14 protein-coding genes and 1 pseudogene are annotated in these 17,433 nt (G+C 54.2%); 9 read left to right on the forward strand and 6 right to left on the reverse strand.

What is annotated here, in order from left to right; genetic code table 11:
* Positions 1 to 1,601: 1,601 nt before the first annotated feature.
* From DBP26_RS04970 to DBP26_RS04980, 3 genes are all read right to left on the reverse strand, one after another.
* A complete protein-coding gene (locus tag DBP26_RS04970; protein ID WP_108236775.1) occupies positions 1,602 to 1,913 on the reverse strand; it encodes a hypothetical protein in 312 nt (103 codons plus the stop codon).
* A 378-nt stretch (positions 1,914 to 2,291) separates the two neighbouring features.
* Positions 2,292 to 4,010: a UvrD-helicase domain-containing protein gene (locus DBP26_RS04975; RefSeq protein WP_177411009.1), complete on the reverse strand. Its 1,719-nt coding sequence runs from the start codon at positions 4,008 to 4,010 to the stop codon at positions 2,292 to 2,294.
* Between the two features lie 2 nt (positions 4,011 to 4,012).
* Positions 4,013 to 5,827, reverse strand: coding sequence for an AAA family ATPase (locus tag DBP26_RS04980; protein ID WP_108236676.1), 1,815 nt, complete (start codon positions 5,825 to 5,827; stop codon positions 4,013 to 4,015).
* 174 nt (positions 5,828 to 6,001) lie between these two features.
* Between DBP26_RS04980 and DBP26_RS04985 the strand changes: the two genes are divergently transcribed.
* Positions 6,002 to 6,757 (forward strand): GIY-YIG nuclease family protein, encoded by a 756-nt coding sequence (locus DBP26_RS04985; protein WP_177411010.1) that lies wholly within the window; start codon positions 6,002 to 6,004, stop codon positions 6,755 to 6,757.
* 832 nt (positions 6,758 to 7,589) lie between these two features.
* Here DBP26_RS04985 and DBP26_RS04995 read toward each other — a convergent pair.
* Entirely contained in the window at positions 7,590 to 7,844 is a 255-nt protein-coding gene (locus DBP26_RS04995; protein ID WP_108236773.1) for a helix-turn-helix transcriptional regulator, read from the reverse strand.
* A 297-nt stretch (positions 7,845 to 8,141) separates the two neighbouring features.
* On the opposite strand from DBP26_RS04995, the gene DBP26_RS05000 reads away from it, so the two are divergent.
* The 8 genes from DBP26_RS05000 to DBP26_RS05035 all read left to right on the forward strand — a co-directional run bounded on the left by DBP26_RS05000 (position 8,142) and on the right by DBP26_RS05035 (position 15,144).
* A complete protein-coding gene (locus DBP26_RS05000) occupies positions 8,142 to 8,498 on the forward strand; it encodes a hypothetical protein (RefSeq protein WP_146749642.1) in 357 nt (118 codons plus the stop codon).
* Positions 8,499 to 8,674: 176 nt separating this feature from the next.
* A complete protein-coding gene (locus DBP26_RS05005) occupies positions 8,675 to 9,115 on the forward strand; it encodes a hypothetical protein (RefSeq protein WP_108236673.1) in 441 nt (146 codons plus the stop codon).
* Positions 9,116 to 9,147: 32 nt separating this feature from the next.
* Positions 9,148 to 9,921, forward strand: coding sequence for an NAD-dependent protein deacylase (locus DBP26_RS05010; RefSeq protein WP_108236672.1), 774 nt, complete (start codon positions 9,148 to 9,150; stop codon positions 9,919 to 9,921).
* On the forward strand, positions 9,918 to 10,544 hold the full coding sequence (locus tag DBP26_RS27445; protein WP_108236671.1) for a BPSL0761 family protein: 627 nt from the start codon (positions 9,918 to 9,920) through the stop codon (positions 10,542 to 10,544). The genes DBP26_RS05010 and DBP26_RS27445 overlap by 4 nt, the downstream gene beginning before the upstream one ends.
* 56 nt (positions 10,545 to 10,600) lie before the next feature.
* Positions 10,601 to 11,206: a hypothetical protein gene (locus tag DBP26_RS05020; protein WP_108236670.1), complete on the forward strand. Its 606-nt coding sequence runs from the start codon at positions 10,601 to 10,603 to the stop codon at positions 11,204 to 11,206.
* Between the two features lie 159 nt (positions 11,207 to 11,365).
* On the forward strand, positions 11,366 to 12,571 hold the full coding sequence (locus DBP26_RS05025) for a Fic family protein (RefSeq protein WP_108236669.1): 1,206 nt from the start codon (positions 11,366 to 11,368) through the stop codon (positions 12,569 to 12,571).
* A 222-nt stretch (positions 12,572 to 12,793) separates the two neighbouring features.
* Positions 12,794 to 13,396 carry a DUF6088 family protein gene (locus DBP26_RS05030; RefSeq protein WP_108236772.1) on the forward strand — a complete coding sequence of 201 codons (603 nt, stop codon included), beginning with the start codon at positions 12,794 to 12,796 and terminating at the stop codon, positions 13,394 to 13,396.
* Positions 13,397 to 13,644: 248 nt separating this feature from the next.
* Complete coding sequence (locus DBP26_RS05035; RefSeq protein ID WP_108236668.1) at positions 13,645 to 15,144, forward strand: Fic family protein; 1,500 nt, start codon at positions 13,645 to 13,647, stop codon at positions 15,142 to 15,144.
* 670 nt (positions 15,145 to 15,814) lie between these two features.
* Here the strand turns inward: DBP26_RS05035 and DBP26_RS05045 are convergent.
* Both DBP26_RS05045 and DBP26_RS05050 read right to left on the reverse strand, forming a co-directional pair.
* Positions 15,815 to 16,183, reverse strand: a complete 369-nt coding sequence (locus DBP26_RS05045; RefSeq protein ID WP_108236666.1) for a histone-like nucleoid-structuring protein, MvaT/MvaU family — start codon at positions 16,181 to 16,183, stop codon at positions 15,815 to 15,817.
* A 173-nt stretch (positions 16,184 to 16,356) separates the two neighbouring features.
* Positions 16,357 to 17,019 (reverse strand): annotated as a pseudogene (locus DBP26_RS05050) (DNA polymerase V subunit UmuC); the annotation flags it as partial.
* Positions 17,020 to 17,433: the final 414 nt, after the last annotated feature.

Here is a 17,433-nt window from a genome sequence, read left to right on the forward strand (position 1 = left end):
TGCATATGGAGATAAGCCCTCTATCGTGTTGCCGTTGGCATAATCGTGGCGTTATAGCTACCAAGGAGGCTTCGAGCATGTACTTCGCCCCAATGATTGGGGCATTCAAGGGAATCAGAGCAGAGCTGAAACGTCTAGATAGGCGGTGATAGCACGGCTGGCTCGGCCGTAAGTTCGTCGGACGCGCCAGCCTGTATTTGGGAACTCAACCGATCGCTCGCGACCGCGGATCCTATCTCAGCAGCCTTAATGCTAATGGTCTCGTCGACAGGGCCCAAAAGCCTCGTATTGCTATCCGAGGGTCAGGAGTGAGTCTCGCCAGAAGTAAATATTTGAGTAACTTTAGGCCTTCGGCACCGTCTTGGCTGATGCATGTCATGGAGTGCGCGCTGTCGTGGCAAGAAGTAAATCGCCAACCAGGAGAACGAAATCCAACAGCAACCGCTGATCTGCGAACCCGCATGCAGACACATTTTTGTGTTTCGGTGATACGTTGATGCTGGGTGTCGTGCCTGCCGCGTTGGAAGTAATTCGTCGACAATGCTGCGCAGCAACGAAGCAATGGTGTCGATGAATTAGTTCTCAAAAAATGCAAAGAAACCAGTTCCGAGAGCTGGGGAATGGAGGCAGCGAAATGCAGCAGCTCTGCCCTGACTCGCAATACGTTGTTACGTATAATGTATATTATGTTAAATAGTATGTCTGTGGCGCTTCTGTTGACATGCTGTCCAAATCCACCAACCCCCGGTCGAGGACACCGAACTAAACTTCAGCAGAACGTGTAACTGAAGATTCAAAATGGTAGGACCGCTCCCAATTGCAATCTTTGGACATTTGAGGAGCGCTAACCTGGCCCCAGATATCTTACAGGCTCTGAGCTTTTGGTTAGGATCTTCTCACCTGTGCTTTCGCTTTGCTGCCGCGAGCAACGCGTTTTAGCGAGCCGCTGAGAACCAACCGAGACGCAGCTTTGTCAATCCGCATCTGCGAAAACTCCGCTAGCAAAGGGTTTACCCTTGGGTATGCGCTTGATACGGCTTGAAATAGACGCTGTGACAGACATGCCTGTTTCTGATTCTGGCAATGCTTGATGTGTCGAGGCTCGCGTGGCGCTCACGTCGACCAATACACCATGGGGCTGCTCAGGTCGGGAGATCTACTGGACATCGAACAGCTTATTCGATGAACTGGTAATTCTTACATATTGGGCGTCACTTCCTCTCATTCTGAAGTCTGACGACTACCCTTCTCCTTTATCTTAATTTCCGCCTATGGGGATTGTCGGAAAATCCAGAGTGCCTGCGCGTAGCCGCCTATAATTAGCAGATCGGAGTCGCCGCCTCTGCCAGCACATCGCAACTTCCCACCGCGAGTGGCGGCCCAAGCGCGTCTCTGCACAAGACGATCAGATATTCAGATTGAAAGCTCTCTTTGCATTCGACCTGACCAGTTGTTTGCATCGGATCTGCCTAACTCAATGGGCGCGCCTTGAACGGCAGAGATCGGCCAAAAGGAGCCATCAATAGCGGACTACTGAGGCGGAGGCTTGGCTACGATCTATCAGCCGGAGGAATGATGGGACAGCGAGGTTCCCACATTGTCTATCCTCGGACGGTGTCGCCGACAAAATCGTCCCTGGTAACCAAGCCGAAATCATCTTCCATAATCTCAACGTCGTTGCGAAACATGATCTGCCCACGGCGTTGCTCTTTGAGATTGGCAATTGCTTGGAAGAAACACCCCTCACATAGATGTACCTCGTAGCGCTCACCGTCGTGTTTGGTACCGTAACCCCAATGTGCTTGCAGCGTGCCAAACTGAAAACCACCGCCGTTTACTGTCGTAGTGAGTAGGCAGATATCGCATACAACGTCTGTGACGGCTTCAATCTGGACTTTACCAGTAATCTTCATCGCCATCTCCCTCAATCTGCCTACGAATATATGTAGGCTACAGTTTAGCCCCATTGCGAGCAGGGTCGGTGGCGAGGTCACCGCCAACTGTCTTGACTGGCTACCTCCACGATGCGCTATCCGTGCTTCCTCACCGGCAGCTTTGGGTTGATTCCTGCCGGTCAAAGCGCACCCGGTGCGGTAGGCAGATCCAACGCAAACTACTGGTCAGGTCGAATGCGAATGGGTGGTCAAGTCCATGGAATTACACAGCGGTTGCGTCCGACGCTATTTTTCTCGAAATTTCCCGAGCGCACTGCCTTGTCGAGCTTGGCAGCCCATTTCTCCGGATTTCACGCGGAACTCACCCATACCGCCAAGTAGCGGGACCTTTGGCGGTTAAAGCAACGGGCAGCGATATTGTCCTTGCGGCGTCAAGATAGTCGCTTTCTTCATTGCTCGAGTGACTGCGACACGCATGGCTAAACGCGCCTGCCGCTCTCGATCGGCGGTTGCACCGGTCGGCAAAAACCGTCCCTTCATTAACCCCTCGTACAGAATGACCTCAGTGAACTCCTTCCCCTTCGACTTGTGCATAGTCATCAGATGAATGCCCTTCCAGTCTTTGGTTACCGCTTGGAAGTGGTCTTGAAGAAGCGCATCACGGACCAAGCTTTCAGCCCCAGGGTAGCCTTCATCTGAGCGCCACAGTTCGCTCAGCCGACTTCGTAGTAATGACCCCTTCCCTAGCAAGCGAACATACCGACCATCGATACCAACCTGATTGAAGACCTGCTCAGTACTCGCATCCAGCAACTGTCGCGCGGCAATCCAGTCAATCTGAGGATCTCCTGTCAATTGCAGATTCAGGCGCTGGGCAGCAATGAGCTGAGCAGCGGCTAAGACACGCTTGTGCGGTGCTCGCCGGAGCAGTTGCCCACCAAATAATTGCTCCAAAGCGAGGATCAGTTCCAGATGCGGTTTGCTGGGTGGTTTCTCGCCCTTCCTTCCACGCATGTGAGCGCATAGGTTTCGGAGAAGCCGTTCAGTAATAATTTCAGCAGTGTCGCCGCCCTCCAGTAGGGCTGCGATTGCCGTAGCAGAAAGCGCCGCAGCCTCTTGGTCGAACGCCACCTCATGGAACAGCCTGGGCAAATTATCGGAGTCACTCGACAAATATGCAGAGACCTCAGCCATGAAACTCTTGCTGGGCACGAGAATGGCCAAGGACCAATCACGCTCACCGCGATTCAACCGCGCTATCGCAGCAAGCACTGCAAATTTGAAGGCTTTATTAAGCTGTCCTTTACGTGGCACATAGGACGTCACGGTCACATTGGTGTAGGTCCTGTTTCTGTTGGCTCCTGTCAGCAGATCATTGCCAAACCGAACGATGTCAGTCCCAGTGCTTCGGTGGTTTTCCATTCCAAAGGAATAGGAGGCGGGACGATAGGCCTCTTCGAACTCCTGAATCCTATTTGCACTGGCGCCACGGAACTCGTAGATCCTCTGTTCCGGATCAGCCAAAGCCACCACCTGGCTGTTCCGAGTCAAAGCGCGAATGAAGCGCCACTCGTCTTCGTTCGTGTCTTGGAACTCGTCCAAGATGATCAGTGGATAGCTGTTGCCGTAGATGCGCTGTAGTGACTGACTTCTCTCCAACAAAACGGCAGCATTGCTGGCGAAAAGGTCGAAGTGCAAAAGTCCCTCTTCCTCGAGCAACCTGACTTTCTCCAAGCCAATTTGTTCCTCGCTCAATGTGGACAAGCGCGCGGCCGCCTCTGGCGGAGGAAGTAACGATAGCGGCCGTCCGTTACGGAGTAGGTAGCCGTGGCTGCGCAGCAAATTCCATGTGAAACCATGGTAGGTGTTGACCTCGAGCTGACCCCGCTCAAGCTTCGGAAGCATCTTCCCCGCCTGTTCTGCAACTCTTGCGACCGTGGCCCTGGCAAAGCTGAGGAACAGTACCCGCTGATACTCTTTAAGGTCTAGTCGGCCCAAAAATGCTTCGGCTTTGAGTAACGCGACGGTGGTTTTCCCAGAACCAGGCCCCCCCATCACAACTAGATGGTGGGGTGAGCCGATGACGTCCCTACGAGCCTGGTCAAGCACCATCATTATTAAGCCCCTACCAGATCAAGCAGGTTATCATCCAACAGCCCCAAGTTATCGGTTTCAGGCTTTTTGGGGACAACTGTGGCTGTGATGCTCTCGAGCGTGCTGACGATAAACTCAGGCAGGTGCTGCCTGGCCGCCGCGCTACAAAGCAAATTGGCAGCCGCACCATCGCCTTTCCAGCGTTTGAGCAGCACCGAGAGAATCTCAACAACCTCATTCTTCGTGGCTTCAGACCCCGGGGCCTTATCCTTCAAGTCCGAAGGCCAGGCGCCGCTCTCAATCAGAGATGCTACGTAGGTGCGCAGAACCGTTTCATCGGTGCCTCTTAGGACAACGTTCTCGAAACCTTTTTCGGGTGCCTGATAGGGATAGTCGACCGCTGCTCTGATAGCTTCCAGTTGCTCCGGTGACTGCTCATCGAAAACGGCATAGACCTTCTTCCCGAGCCTGCGATAGTAGGCCCCCATCGGCGCGATCAGCGAGTCCGTTGTCGCATCGATGATTGGGATGCCCATGGCCTCGAGCGGCATGAAAGATTCAGGTTCTTGCTCATGAAGCATCCGCGCTACGGCCGGCCAAGCGTCGTATTCCGTCCGTCCTTCGGCAATCAAAACCCTACGCGCCAGCAGGGCTTCACAAACACGTAACCGCATGTCCTGCCGGTACAGTTTTGCTTTGATGCCGGGCGGCAGCCCCGCAGGCATGGCACTCAACTGTCCATCCACACGGCTAATGACAATGACCTGGTCCGGCTCAAATTCTTCGAGCACGTAAGGTGAATGCGAGGTAAACAACGCTTGGGCTGACTTGCCGCGCACACCGTTAATGATGCGTTTCTGGATATGCGGCGGAATTGCTATTTCTGGCTCCTCCATTGCAAAGATCACGTTCTGCTTCAGCTCTGCAATCAATGACAAAAGTGCCAGCACCATCATGTTAATGGTGCCAGTGCCCTGGCTTTGAAATGGCGCGGCATGCGCTTCACCGTCACTGCGCTGCGCCCCGGTGGCCATGAAGACAGTCAACGCTTTGCGTAGAGATTCGCGCGTTAGCTGAGTGACTCGCATCTGAGGATCGCTACCGTCATCGCTGGGCATGTACCCGCGGATCGAGGTCTGTACCTTCGATAGGATTTCATTGATTCCAATGGCTGGGTCAGCTGCAACCTGCAACTGGCGCAGCTCGACCAAGAGCCCCTCCCAGATTCTAAAATTCTTGTCGTCCTGTAACCGAAGAATGATGTCCAAGAGCGAGCCACGCTCAAGACTCAATGCACGGCTGCCGGTTCGAACCGTGCGCAGGTACAGAAACCCACAGACACGTTTATCGGCGGTTCTGAAGAAGTCGAACGACCCATCTTGCTTCATCGGCGAACAGAAGTATGTGGTGCCTGTGAAATCATCCTCATCGGCATCATAGCTGCCGACGAAAATGACACGCAGACAGGGCTTTACCTGCTGTGCGTCAGTCCCTTCGACTGGCGGGCCTTCTAGCAAATCACCGGTAGCGTTATTCCACCACTCGATGTGATCTCGGAAACGCATTTCCTGATCCAGATTGAGATCGGTGATGACCGCTTCAATGGTGATGTTGATCGGCTTCCCCTGCGGATCTACATACTCTCCCGCATAGAAATCGTGCTCATCTATCACTGGCCTACGCGACAGCCGCTCAGGGCCCAGTACCAGATCGATCGCTTCTAGCAGCGTGGACTTACCGATGTTGTTGTCACCGACGATTACAGCATGCTTGGGAAGCAGAACATCCGCAATTTTGATACCCCGAAAATTCTCAATCTTCAGCCGTGCAACCCGCATATCCGTCCGCTCCTGGTCCCGTGTAAGCCTCGCATCCCAAGGCCAATAGCCATCACACATTAGTCGATGAATCTGAAAAGTGCTTTCAGGCTCCACTTTAACCCCACTCACATGCTGTCTTCCGTGACGTATTGGCCATAGGCTCTGACAGCAATGAGCGATCGGGAAGTGAGAATGGATCGGGAAGCAATCGAGCATGCCAAGCGGCTTAAAAACACCTTGCAAGCCGCGATCGATGCGGGGGTGATCCGCACTCGACAGCAGTTATTCGATGTAGCAACTCGCAATAATCTGAGCGTCACACGTAAAGGTCGCGATTACGCCGGCTTCTTGTGCAAGAGCGGAAAACGGCTGAGAGTCCGCTTCGACTTTAAAGATCGTCCATCGCCATGCCCAAAGCCATCCCTACGCCGGACGCAGGTTACTGGCTACTGGATCTATGCGCTGATGGCCTATAGCGATGACGGTACGCGTAAAGCTTGCTACATCGGCCAGACAGCCAATCTGCGCAAGCGCCTACTTGAACATTTCAATCGCCCCAGAGAAGGGCGCGGTTCGTACGCCCTATTTGAATGGGCAAAACACGAGCAAGTGGAAGTCCGAGCGGCGGTGCTCACTTGGATCGCAGGCTCCCAGAGCAATGCGACCTATTTCGAAGGTTATTGGCTTGGGTGCGCGCTTAAGGCTGGATTCGAGACACCCGACGCCCATAACTGGGGAAGGCTCCCTAAACCTCAGAGCCTGCCAGGCCAGCCAATTAGTTGGCCAGTAACAGAGGTTCAAGCCGTGTCGATGCTGCTCGCAGATATCATTATGAAAAGCTCACCCTTCAGCCGCTGCACGCAAACGAAGCCCCTCCTGAGCAGACCGAAATGGCGCTCGACACGTAATCAGACCAATCGAAATGTCGCCCTGCTCACGGCCCCTTAAAAAATCGCCAGATATCCTCTCAAACGGACTATTTTGTCGGATTGCCCGCCATGCTGCGGGCGTAGTATCGGTCACTTAGGTCTTTCTTGGGGGGCTGGTTTGCTCCAGCGCTGGACAGTGGCACAGTCTAAACAGGTCAAGGTTCGCTTATCAGGGCTCAGTGCAAAGAGGTGGGACTGAGGACCTGATCCGATTCTCAACCCACTTTCGAGAATCTCGAAAGTGGGAGTTCCTTGGCTAAGCCGATCCATACTCTGAAAATTGAACGACCATTGTCTGATCTGACTCTTTCGTCAAATGGTCATGATACTGAGAGGGTCACGCAGGGCCACTCGCTGGTACACCCATTCCCCATCATAAGGACCTAGCTTGGCAGCTTCGCTTTCGCGCTGGGCCTGCTCCATGATTTTCGGAGAAGAGACCAGCATTTCTGCATTCAGTGCAGCCTCGTCCTTGGCTGACTGTTCCTTTAGCATTTGAGGAAGGTTATACGGCCCTTTGGAGTCGAAATTCCATATGCGACGCCGCATTTGAAGCCTTAACCCTGGCCTCATCACACAAGGTAGGTTTTTTTGGAAACGAACCTTGTATGCGCTTCTCGACAGCTGTCTGCCTGATGGTGGTCGCATGGCTGCTAGTCGCTGGCGCTATGGGATGTGCCGAATTGCTAAACGGCGCACAATGATTCGTCACTCTTCAGTTCAATCGCCTCTCCCTCCCAATGAATCGTCGCCATGAAGTTCGAAGACGCTTCATGGCATGAAGGCACGGTCGTCCTGTTTGGTGTTCATAGGCTGAGAGCCTGAGCGAACATGCCTTTCGTCGGCCAGGTTTACCGCCCTAATTGATCAGCGGTCGGATTGCCCTCTAGCTCTGTGAGAGCTTCTGAAAGCAGATCAATCGGGGAGCGCTCAAGCGCAGCCGAGAGGCTAATCAGCGTGGAAAGCGTAGGCTGGTGATGCCCCCTCTCCATCAGGCTTATGTAATTTCGCTGAAGCTCCGCAGCAAAGGCTAGTCCCTCCTGAGTAAGCTCGGCCTTCAGTCGTGCTCGACGCAACACCTTCCCAAACGCCTCTGCAATGTCCACAAACCCATCCAAAAGGTGGGACTTTGGGATATGGGTCCTTTTACGTCTTCACAGTATACTGGTAATATCCGCTTTGGCGGTCAGTCCACTGGGGACGCCCATAAACGCGAGCCTGATCGGCGCAATCAAGACGATGAATAGCCAGTGTGCATGGACCAGGCTGAGCAAATTTTTTGAATACAAGAGGCGTAGAAATTGTTTCTATCCGACCCTCGCGAGGAAATCCTCAGCGACCACGAGAAGGTGTACCGGCCGCTGCATGCTTGGCCCCGCGTTGACACGAGCGAAACATACTACATGGCCTTTGTCGTTGATGAGGATGTGAGTATTTGCCCAGCGTGCGTGCTTCTCTCAACGCAAGCCTCGTTGATTGGATACCTCACAGATTGCCAAAATATCGACGGTTTGATCATCCAGGAACTCTTTGTAGTGATGCCTCCTCATCAGTACAACGGTGAACGTTGGTTGAACACTCCCATTACAGAACTTTCCGCCTCTTACGATATGGCGGGCAATCTCCAATCCATCCTGTATCAAACAGAATTTGGTGAGTTTGCAGAATTTCTTGCTGAACCTAAGTACGAGGACATTTACAAAGTAATCTACATTGCAAAGTCTGGTGAAGAGTTTCCCATTAGTAGATGGAATTATTGATTTGGTTCGTGGGCCCAGTTGGCTTTTCGCTAGACTACTAGCGCTCAATACCTAATGTTTCTGCAGAAGGTGTGCATGTGATGCTGATTGAATCGGGAATGGTTTAGCAATTGATATACGTACTTGACCCTGCAGAACGGACAGTTTTCACCGAAACGCACTGCGAGATAGAGGGCATGAGTTTTCTCCTCACAGTCACCTCAGCTCGGACTGGGATGTGTGAGCGCGCCGCGATGGTCAGCTGTGCGTACGAGCTTCAGCACTACATGAATACCGCTTCGGATGTAGAGATCAGTAACGTGCAGATGTTATGCCCACCAGCCATCACTCGCTCCGGAAAATGGAGCCTCGAAGATCTAGACCAGATTACATGCTTCCAAGGTGTAGCAACCCAAGAGAGTGCGGTGGTGTATCGCACGTCGCGGGGCGTTTACAAATTGGGGGGGCTGGACTTGCGCAAGAAGAAAACATCCAAGGTCTGGTTTTCGAAAAAGCGGCTGGAAAATCACCAGCCACGAATCTCAGAATCGGGTTCCAGACCAGCAGACGTCGAGATGTACGCCCCGCTTTACCTCAAGACAGCATCAGCTTTCGGGGCGGGTTACCAGCAAGATTGATCATCCACACTTCGGCTCCTGAGGGCTGCCTGATGTCAGATTTCGAGTACGCGGCCGAGGCTCTGTCGAACGCTCGCGAGATAGTGGTCTTCACGGGTGCTGGGGTTTCGGCTGAAAGTGGCATTCCTACCTATCGCGATCCATTGAAGGGGGCCTGGGCCCGGCAGAACCCGCAGAGCTTGGAAACGGCCAAAGTGTTTCGCGAGAACCCTGCTCTTGTCTGGGGATGGTACTTGTGGCGACGCCAGCAGGTAGCTGAAACCCTACCAAATGCCGCCCATGTTGCTTTGAACAACATAGCGACCAAGGGACAGAAGCTCTCCGTGGTGACTCAAAACATTGATGACTTACACGAGCGAGCCGGATCAGTAGGCGTGCTACATCTGCACGGCAGCTTGATTACGCCAAAGTGCTTTGCTTGCCATCGCCCAGCAGAAATACCTCCACCAAGCATGACCTGTTCTGCCGATGGCGAACTGGTCGAACCGCCTCGGTGCGTCAGGTGCAACGGAAAGCTGCGTCCAGGCGTAGTTTGGTACGGCGAAGACTTGCCGTCGGACATTTGGAAATCTGCGATCGCATTGGTGAAAAGCTGCGACGTTCTGATCTCTGTGGGTACATCTGGAATCGTTACCCCTGCTGCTGAAATTCCCAAGCTTGCCTTGTCGCATGGCGCGACAGTGATTCACGTCAACACGGAGGATGTCAGCGCCGGCGCGCAGAATGAACTAATGCTGATCGGAAAAGCGACCGAGGTCCTCACAAAACTTTGCGCCCTTTTACCGAGCGAGGAGCAAGCGCTATGACCACCGTCTACGAGCGGACACGCAGCGTGATTGAAACGAGTGACTTCTTGCTCAGGCTGACTCGCGACCAATCCTTGCCCGACACCATTCGAAGTGAAGCCAGACAGTTGCTCCGTCACTACCCTACCGCTGACATCATCAGGCTGGCTGGACGATGGGAAGCGATCAGACAGGATGAAGTTTCAAAGCTTCCTAGCGGCCCCAAAGCACTACATCCAGCACTCGCGACCTGGCCTCTTCTCGAGCCATTGTTTTGCGACCCGGAGCTCCCAAACGCTCCTGAGCCGGCTGTTCAACCGGATTTTGCTACCGCCCCCGCGGTGCCTCCGCTCCCTCGCGCAGAGGGCGATGTTGTTTCTGCGAACTTCCACATATTGGGGCGGGCGGTACCCACAGGCATGGGCTGCTTGAGCATCAATTATCGCCGCTTCGCATCTGCTCGAGCGCAGGTTCTCTCACGCGCCTCTGTGGTATTGGGGTCGCCAGCAAGCGCCAGCCGCTGGTTTGTGGGGCGGGTTCGAAGCCTGGGTAAGCGACAGCCCTGCACGCTGATGAACACTGTCCGCGATTTCACTTTGGTTATGGAAACTCTGTCCTGCCTTGAGTACGGGATCTACTGGTAAGCCTTTCGCTTGCGATGCTCAACGCGATCCGCGATATCCCGAAAGGAGGAAGCAACATGCCCAACGATAGAATCATGGTCCACAGATCCACAACGAGCAAAGACGGAGCGCATGGAGCACAGAACACCACCAGGCTGACCATCGACCTTGATGGCCAATACTCCTCCATTGCGGTTGATGCATACGTCGATGCTCTCGACATCTTGAACCAGGTCATGCACGGAATAACTCCGCCGTCCGCTCTTAAGGACGAAGGCCTGCCGCAATCGCTGTCGGACGCCACTCGGAACGCAAAAAACCTTCTGATACAGGCCAAGATGCTCGCAAAAGCGCTGAATGAGATCATCAGCAGTGGGGACTGGCTTACCATCAACGACATAGCTGCAATGGCGAGTGCCGAACCAGCAGAGCTTGGTCACCGCCTGGCTCAATGGGAGGCCGAAGGGCGACTCTTCAGCTTCAACCACAAGGGAATCCAGCTCTTCCCCATCTATGCCCTCGACCCTACCCGCTCATACCAACCATTTGAGAGTTTGAGTGAAATCATCGCTGTTCTGGCCACCATGAAAAACGGATGGTTGATGGCTTGCTGGTTTGCGTTCCCTAACAGCTATCTGGGGGGGAAAAGCACCCAAGACTCTACTGAGTTCAGAACCCGATAGAGTCCTCGGTGCCGCTCACGATGAAGTCGAAGGGATCTTTCACGGCTAGCGGATGGGCCCTTGAACAACGTCATTTGCCCAGCCCCACGCGCGATGAATCTGTCAAAGAGAAAGCGACTCCACATTCCATAAGGTTCATCTCGGGGGCATGGACAACACATGGCCTTAACACCTTACATCACACCGGATAGAGCGCCTGGATACCTCAGGGATGCGGCTGCTGAACTCCTACGGCTCAACGCTGCACTGAGTGAAAACATCCCTGAATCGCTGCGCGTCCCGATGATTCACCTCCAACGCCAGGTGAGTGCATATTTCAGCAACAGGATCGAGGGTAACTCGGCGGCACCCGCCGATGTACTGCGTGCTCAGGATGATCCGGCAGACGGTGACGTAGCGCTGGACCTCTTGGAAATCAGGAGCCACATCGAAGCTCAAATCAGTCTGTCGACGGACCCCATCGATGCGACCGTAATGAGTAACCGTGCATCAATCGCGCGCATACATCGCGAGCTCTACAGGGGAGTACCCGAGAACCACCTGCGCATCCACGCCGAGACAGGCGGCCAACCCATCCCACTTGTACCGGGGGAGATCCGCACTCGCGAAGTGAGGGTGGGCCATCACATTCCGCCGGCCGCGGAAAAGATCAGGTCTTATCTGAGGTGGTTTGAAGATGCTTATCGGCTGGATCGACTGCATGGACTGGCGCCGCTTCTGGCTGCTGCAGGCGCTCACCACCGCTTTCTCTGGCTGCACCCGTTTGTCGATGGCAATGGGAGGACGGGCCGACTGTTAACCGATGAATATCTCAAAGCTGGCGGCCTGAAGGGCTATGGACTGTGGTCAATGAGTCGCGGATTCGGCCAGGATGCCGATGCGTATTACAGCGCTTTGCAAGCTGCCGATCATGTCCGTAAAGGTGATCTGGATGGCCGTGGCGAGCTCTCCGATAGCGGCCTGCTCAAATTCACCGAGTACTTCATCGCAACGGCCCTAGAGCAGGTGCGTTTCGTCAGCGCGCTTCTGGAGCCTCGCACGCTAAACCGCCGTATCGACCACTATTTCCACATGCGTCAACAGTCCGCATTTTCAGCAGCTAGCGGTGAAGCGCTGGCGATTCTGCGAATCGACGCACTGCAACTCTACCGTCGCCTGCTTGAGCGTGGCCCGATGCAACGTTCAGAGATCCAAGCCGAGCTGGGCCTTGGAGAATGTACAGCGCGAAATCTACTCGGTCAGATGGCCTGTGAAGGTTTGATCGCCCTGGATGAGAACGGGCAGGCCTCGATGAGGTTACCTGGGCACTTGATAATGACCCTGTTTCCCGATCTGTTCGACTCATCCCAAAAGCCAGGAAAGTGAATAGATGAGCAGCGCTATGAGGGACACACCGCCCCTGCGATCGACATTCACCATTATTGAGATCACGCCGCCGAATGCGGAGACTGATTGCTCTGGTGGCCACGGGACAAAGCTTCGTCATAACCTGAAATGGTTCTACCGGAAACTAGATCCTGTAAGGGCTTTATCGCGCTGCTGGGCCAGGAACCATCCATCAAGCTACTGATAGAATCAGAGTCATCCATGTCTGTCTCAGAGTGTATTTCCAACCGTATCAAGCACATGCCCAAGGGCAAGTCTTTTGTTCGCGCACTACTCGCGCGGGCGGGGACTCGTGCTTCGGTTGACAAAGCACTGTCGCGGATGGCGCTGATAGGCCTATTGGAGCGTGTCGCTCGCGGCGTCTACATGCGCCCCAAGCTGAGTGAGTACACAGGTAGGAAGGTCCGTGCTAACCCGATTCAGGTCATGGAGGCTATCGCTAGAGCACGCGGAGAGACTATCCAGGTGCACGGCGCAGAAGCGGTTCGCCGTTTCGGGCTCAGTACGCAGATGCAGGTGCTCCCGACCTACTACACCAGTGGGTCGACTCGTGAAATCACAATTGGAAATGCAGTAGTGCGACTGCGGCATGCATCAAACCAGCGCCTTCAGCGCGCTGGTACACGAGTGGGTGTGACTCTCACTGCTCTGATGTACTTAGGAAGAACGGGAGTGACTGAGATGGTGGCTTACAAGGTCGCCAGCTCTCTCAGCAAAGAAGAGTTCAAAAAGCTCATGGGCTGCAAAATGCCTGAGTGGATGCGCTTGGCACTGTTCAGTGCCGCAAAGGAATTTGAGTATTAAAGTCATGCCTCGATCCTCCCAAAGCCGGCCAACGAGAAACCCTACCTTCAGACTGCCAGGCTCAGAGACCGCTAGGCGACAGAACAACACACAATGACCACTACACAGATTCCCGGTGCGCCGATTAGCAGCAAGCTCAAAAGTAGTGGTTACACAACCAGCCTTGGTTAATATTTTCTGAACGTTAGGCGGGTGTTTTAAGAAAATCTTGGCTCGGTTAAAAAAATCTAGCTAACGGCAGGGTAAAAATGGGAAATCTAGTGGGGTACGCCCATTTGATCAACGCCATGGGGTTGAAGGCTATCGGGGTAAAGAATCCCGCACGCGTTCAACCCGTGACCCGCATTGAGCGGACCATCCGCGCGCTTGCTGTGCCGCAGGCGGTCGCACCGGAATCTGGGGATTTTCTCGCCCACATCATTTTCGCGCTCAAACATGAGGGCGTTAACCTGGCAATTTTGGCGCAGGCTCTGCCTCGCATTGACGATCGAACCCTTGTCGAGGCCATTACCCAATCTCCCAGCAGCGGCTATCTGCGCAAAGTCTGCTTCCTCTGGGAAGCGTATTCGGGCCATTTGCTAGACTACACCGACAAGCCTCGGGGGCCCGGCGTACTGCTGTTTGATCCAGAACACTACATCACGGGTTCATCGGTGCGAAACAGCCGCTGGCGCGTGGATTTCAACGGGCTGGGGACGCTCCAATACTGCGCGACGGTAGAACGCACGCCTGAGATCCAGGCGTTGCTTGACTACGACATCCTCGGGCGTTCGAAAGCGTTCATTGATTCCCTGCCTAAGGAAATGATGGATCGCGCCATCACCAGGGCGTACCTGAGCGAAACAGATTCCTCATTTGCGATTGAGAAGGAAACACCAAGCCAGCAGAAGTCAGAGCGTTTTGTTCAGTTGCTGCGTCAGGCACATGACCGCCAACCGCTTACCGAGGACTATTTGGTCTTTCTGCAAAACAATACGATTTCCCAACCGCTTGAATGGGCGGAGGCCTTCCGGCATGAACAAAACCACCTGACGAACTCTTTTCGAGGACCGGCTGGGGTCACCTATATCCCCCCTCCTCCAGACCTTTGCCGGGATCTGATGGCCGAACTCATGACCTTCGCAAACCGTGCGCCCCTGGAGCTTGACCCACTGGTGGCCGCCGGCATTGCCTCATTCGGGTTCGTCTTCTTACATCCCTTCATGGATGGGAACGGCCGACTGTCGCGGTTCTTGATCCACCAGGCATTGTGCCGCAGCGGGGCGTTGGAGAACGGTTTGTTACTCCCTGTCTCCGTGGCCATGAAGCGAGAGGAGCAACGCTATCTCGAGGCGCTGCAGAGCTTCTCGAAACCTGCCCGGCAATTCTGGGACGTTCGTTGGATCGATGCCGATAATCTGTCGCTTCACTTCACCGGCGACCCAAGCCTCTATCGTTACTGGGATGCGACTGAATGTGTGGCCTTCACGCTGGAAATGGCCAAGCGGGCACTGGAAATCGAACTGAGGGAAGGAATCGAGTATCTGCAACGATACGACACACTGCTCAAGGTGGTTAATGAGAACTACGACGTGCGCGGCAGCCTATTGAGCAAGCTGATCATGCAGTGCCTAGATCAGAATGGGGTCGTATCAAAGAGTCGACGCAAGCAATACAACGGGCGTATCCAAGAAGAGATTTTCGACTTCCTCGAAGGTTACGCTCAGGCCCTTTTAGCAGAGGCCTACACAGAGCCCAACGACCAGTAGTCTAGCGACCATGGCTGCTGAATGAACGATGGCAGATCCCTTGCCTGAAGCCATGCCCATCTGCGTCACGGCATCTCCACGGGCTATTAGGCGGCCCTCCCTGTCAACTCTTTACAAACTAACACGCCCAAGCGCGTAAAGCTGCCAAGCAGCAGCGCGGAAGACTTCTGCTGAACCTTGAGTTGTTCGGCTCTCCCCTATCCTTTTAACCTGAACGGCTCTGCATTCCAGGGCAAGCACGTAATGGCGCGCTTCATCAGCCTTGGTCTCATCATGAGCAGAAGCCGACGCAAGACTCCGGTTTGCGGCATCACCACTGCGGTAAGCGAACATTTCGACAAGCAGGCCTGGCATAGGCGCTATCGCAAAGCTGTACGCCAGCGGCTAGCGATAGATCCAACCGCCGAACCTCCTCACCTGCGCGAGTTTTTCGATCCTTGGTGCATGCATAAGGACGGGAAGCGGTACTACGGGGTGGACCGGCTGAATGAGAAGTTCCTGAGGAAGTAATGCCTCCGTCATTGACGCATGCTGTGCACTCGCACCGACAGGTCAACCGCTGGTGTCCAAGTTGATCTGTCAGTTGCACTCGCTTGCTCGGCAGAGACGCATGCCAGACTCAAACAAAAAAGCCGCCTGAGTAGGCGGCTTTCTGCATCAACGCTGTCGATCAATGGGCAAGCCACGACTCGACTTCGTCGCTGCCGTGCTCAGCTTTCCAAGCCTTCAGTGTCTTATGGTTTCCGCCTTTGGTTTCGACGATCTCGCCGTTGTGCGGGTTCTTGTAAACCTTGACGGTACGTGCGCGGCGGGCCACTTTCTCGGCCACTACTGGAGCCCCCTTGCGGGTGGCGGCTTGGGGATCAAGAATGTTGATCACGTCTTTCAGGCTGCATCCGTATTGAGCAAGCAGGTCACGCAGTTTGGTTTCAAACTCGATTTCCTTTTTCAGGCCATCGTCATTTTTCAGCGTTTCCAGCTCTGCCAGTTGGGCAGCGAGTTGTTGCTCGAGTTTGCGGAATTCAGCGAGACGCGACATGTGAAGCTCCAAGTATTCTGATGATGTCGGTGATATTAGTTGATGGCGATTGCCGAGTCATTGGACGTAGAAGAAAAGATTCACCGACCAGTTAACTCGAGCCGGCCATCGCAGCTCAACAGGGCTTGCAGCTTTTCGCCATCGGCGTCCAGCGGCACGATCCATCAGTGCGTATTGAACATGCCCGTACGGATGCTGACGCGGATTTTCTTGCACAGTGAGTTTTGCGCCCGAAGCTTTTCTGCCGCGCGTTGAGTGTAGGTGGCCACGGCCTCCCTGATCGGTTCGATATCCGTAAGGCGTGTGCCAAACATCCTGCTACAGCAGATCTCTTGCTTGGGAGGATCAGCCTCTCCGAGTTCTAGGCAAGGTGTGCCGGCGAGCTCGCGCGCCGTCTTCTCAATCACAACACTGAATTTCTGCCGGAGTGTCCAGGCATCAGCTTTGGCCAAGTCCATGGCCGTCTTGATTCCCATCGTCTCCAGATGCGCTTTCATCCGTTTGCCGACGCCCCACACTTCTCCGACATCCGTGTTCCGCAGCGTCCAATCGCACTTGAACTGATCACAGAGATCCACGACACCACCCGTCTTATCGAGCAGACGTTTTGCGATGTGATTCGCAAGCTTGGCTAATGTCTTCGTCCGAGCAATCCCTACCCCGACTGGAATGCCAGTGGATTTGAACATCGTGGCTTGCAGCTTACGGCCAAAGGCTGTGAGATCACCTGGCATGCCCGTCAAGTCGGCGAAGGCCTCGTCGATGCTGTAGACCTCAAGCGCGGGCACCATCGACTCGATGATCATCATGACGCGCTCGCTCATGTTGCCGTTTATGTGGAATAGAAAATCAACGGGGGCTCGCCCCTCCGTTGCTCTTTCTACCTAAACGGTGATCCAGAGAAAATAAACACCACTGGCTCTAGTTTTCGACCGCTTGACTTACCTTACATCCGGCTGAATACGCACGTAAAAAACGACAGGCAGCTATCGGCCAGAAGCGGACATTCGACCCCTGTTAATCAAAGTGATTTAAGCTAGCGCTTTCACTTGGGCCAATCTAGGGGTGAATCGCATCTCTTTCAGGTTCCACGTAGGAGCGCGATCATCGAAAAGCAACAGGTGTTTTCACACAGCATGGGCCGATAGCCGACACTCCACAATCAGAGCAGTGACTCTAAGGTGAGCTCGCTCCTAAAAACATTCAGGAGACCACTTAAAAACACGGCGACGGGCAGGCCACGCTCCCAA

Origin of the sequence: Pseudomonas sp. RIT409, assembly GCF_003052515.2 — a bacterium.
Lineage (GTDB): Bacteria > Pseudomonadota > Gammaproteobacteria > Pseudomonadales > Pseudomonadaceae > Aquipseudomonas.

What these genes read in the sequence shown, in the direction of transcription:
- DBP26_RS05035 (WP_108236668.1), top strand. Translation starts at nt 13,645, where the DNA reads ATGGGAAATCTAGTGGGGTACGCCCATTTGATCAACGCCATGGGGTTG.
- DBP26_RS04980 (WP_108236676.1), bottom strand. Translation starts at nt 5,827, where the DNA reads ATGCGGGTTGCACGGCTGAAGATTGAGAATTTTCGGGGTATCAAAATT.
- DBP26_RS04975 (WP_177411009.1), bottom strand. Translation starts at nt 4,010, where the DNA reads ATGATGGTGCTTGACCAGGCTCGTAGGGACGTCATCGGCTCACCCCAC.
- DBP26_RS04985 (WP_177411010.1), top strand. Translation starts at nt 6,002, where the DNA reads ATGGATCGGGAAGCAATCGAGCATGCCAAGCGGCTTAAAAACACCTTG.
- DBP26_RS05025 (WP_108236669.1), top strand. Translation starts at nt 11,366, where the DNA reads ATGGCCTTAACACCTTACATCACACCGGATAGAGCGCCTGGATACCTC.
- DBP26_RS05030 (WP_108236772.1), top strand. Translation starts at nt 12,794, where the DNA reads ATGTCTGTCTCAGAGTGTATTTCCAACCGTATCAAGCACATGCCCAAG.
- DBP26_RS04970 (WP_108236775.1), bottom strand. Translation starts at nt 1,913, where the DNA reads ATGAAGATTACTGGTAAAGTCCAGATTGAAGCCGTCACAGACGTTGTA.
- DBP26_RS05000 (WP_146749642.1), top strand. Translation starts at nt 8,142, where the DNA reads ATGGCCTTTGTCGTTGATGAGGATGTGAGTATTTGCCCAGCGTGCGTG.
- DBP26_RS05045 (WP_108236666.1), bottom strand. Translation starts at nt 16,183, where the DNA reads ATGTCGCGTCTCGCTGAATTCCGCAAACTCGAGCAACAACTCGCTGCC.
- DBP26_RS05020 (WP_108236670.1), top strand. Translation starts at nt 10,601, where the DNA reads ATGCCCAACGATAGAATCATGGTCCACAGATCCACAACGAGCAAAGAC.
- DBP26_RS05010 (WP_108236672.1), top strand. Translation starts at nt 9,148, where the DNA reads ATGTCAGATTTCGAGTACGCGGCCGAGGCTCTGTCGAACGCTCGCGAG.
- DBP26_RS27445 (WP_108236671.1), top strand. Translation starts at nt 9,918, where the DNA reads ATGACCACCGTCTACGAGCGGACACGCAGCGTGATTGAAACGAGTGAC.
- DBP26_RS05005 (WP_108236673.1), top strand. Translation starts at nt 8,675, where the DNA reads ATGAGTTTTCTCCTCACAGTCACCTCAGCTCGGACTGGGATGTGTGAG.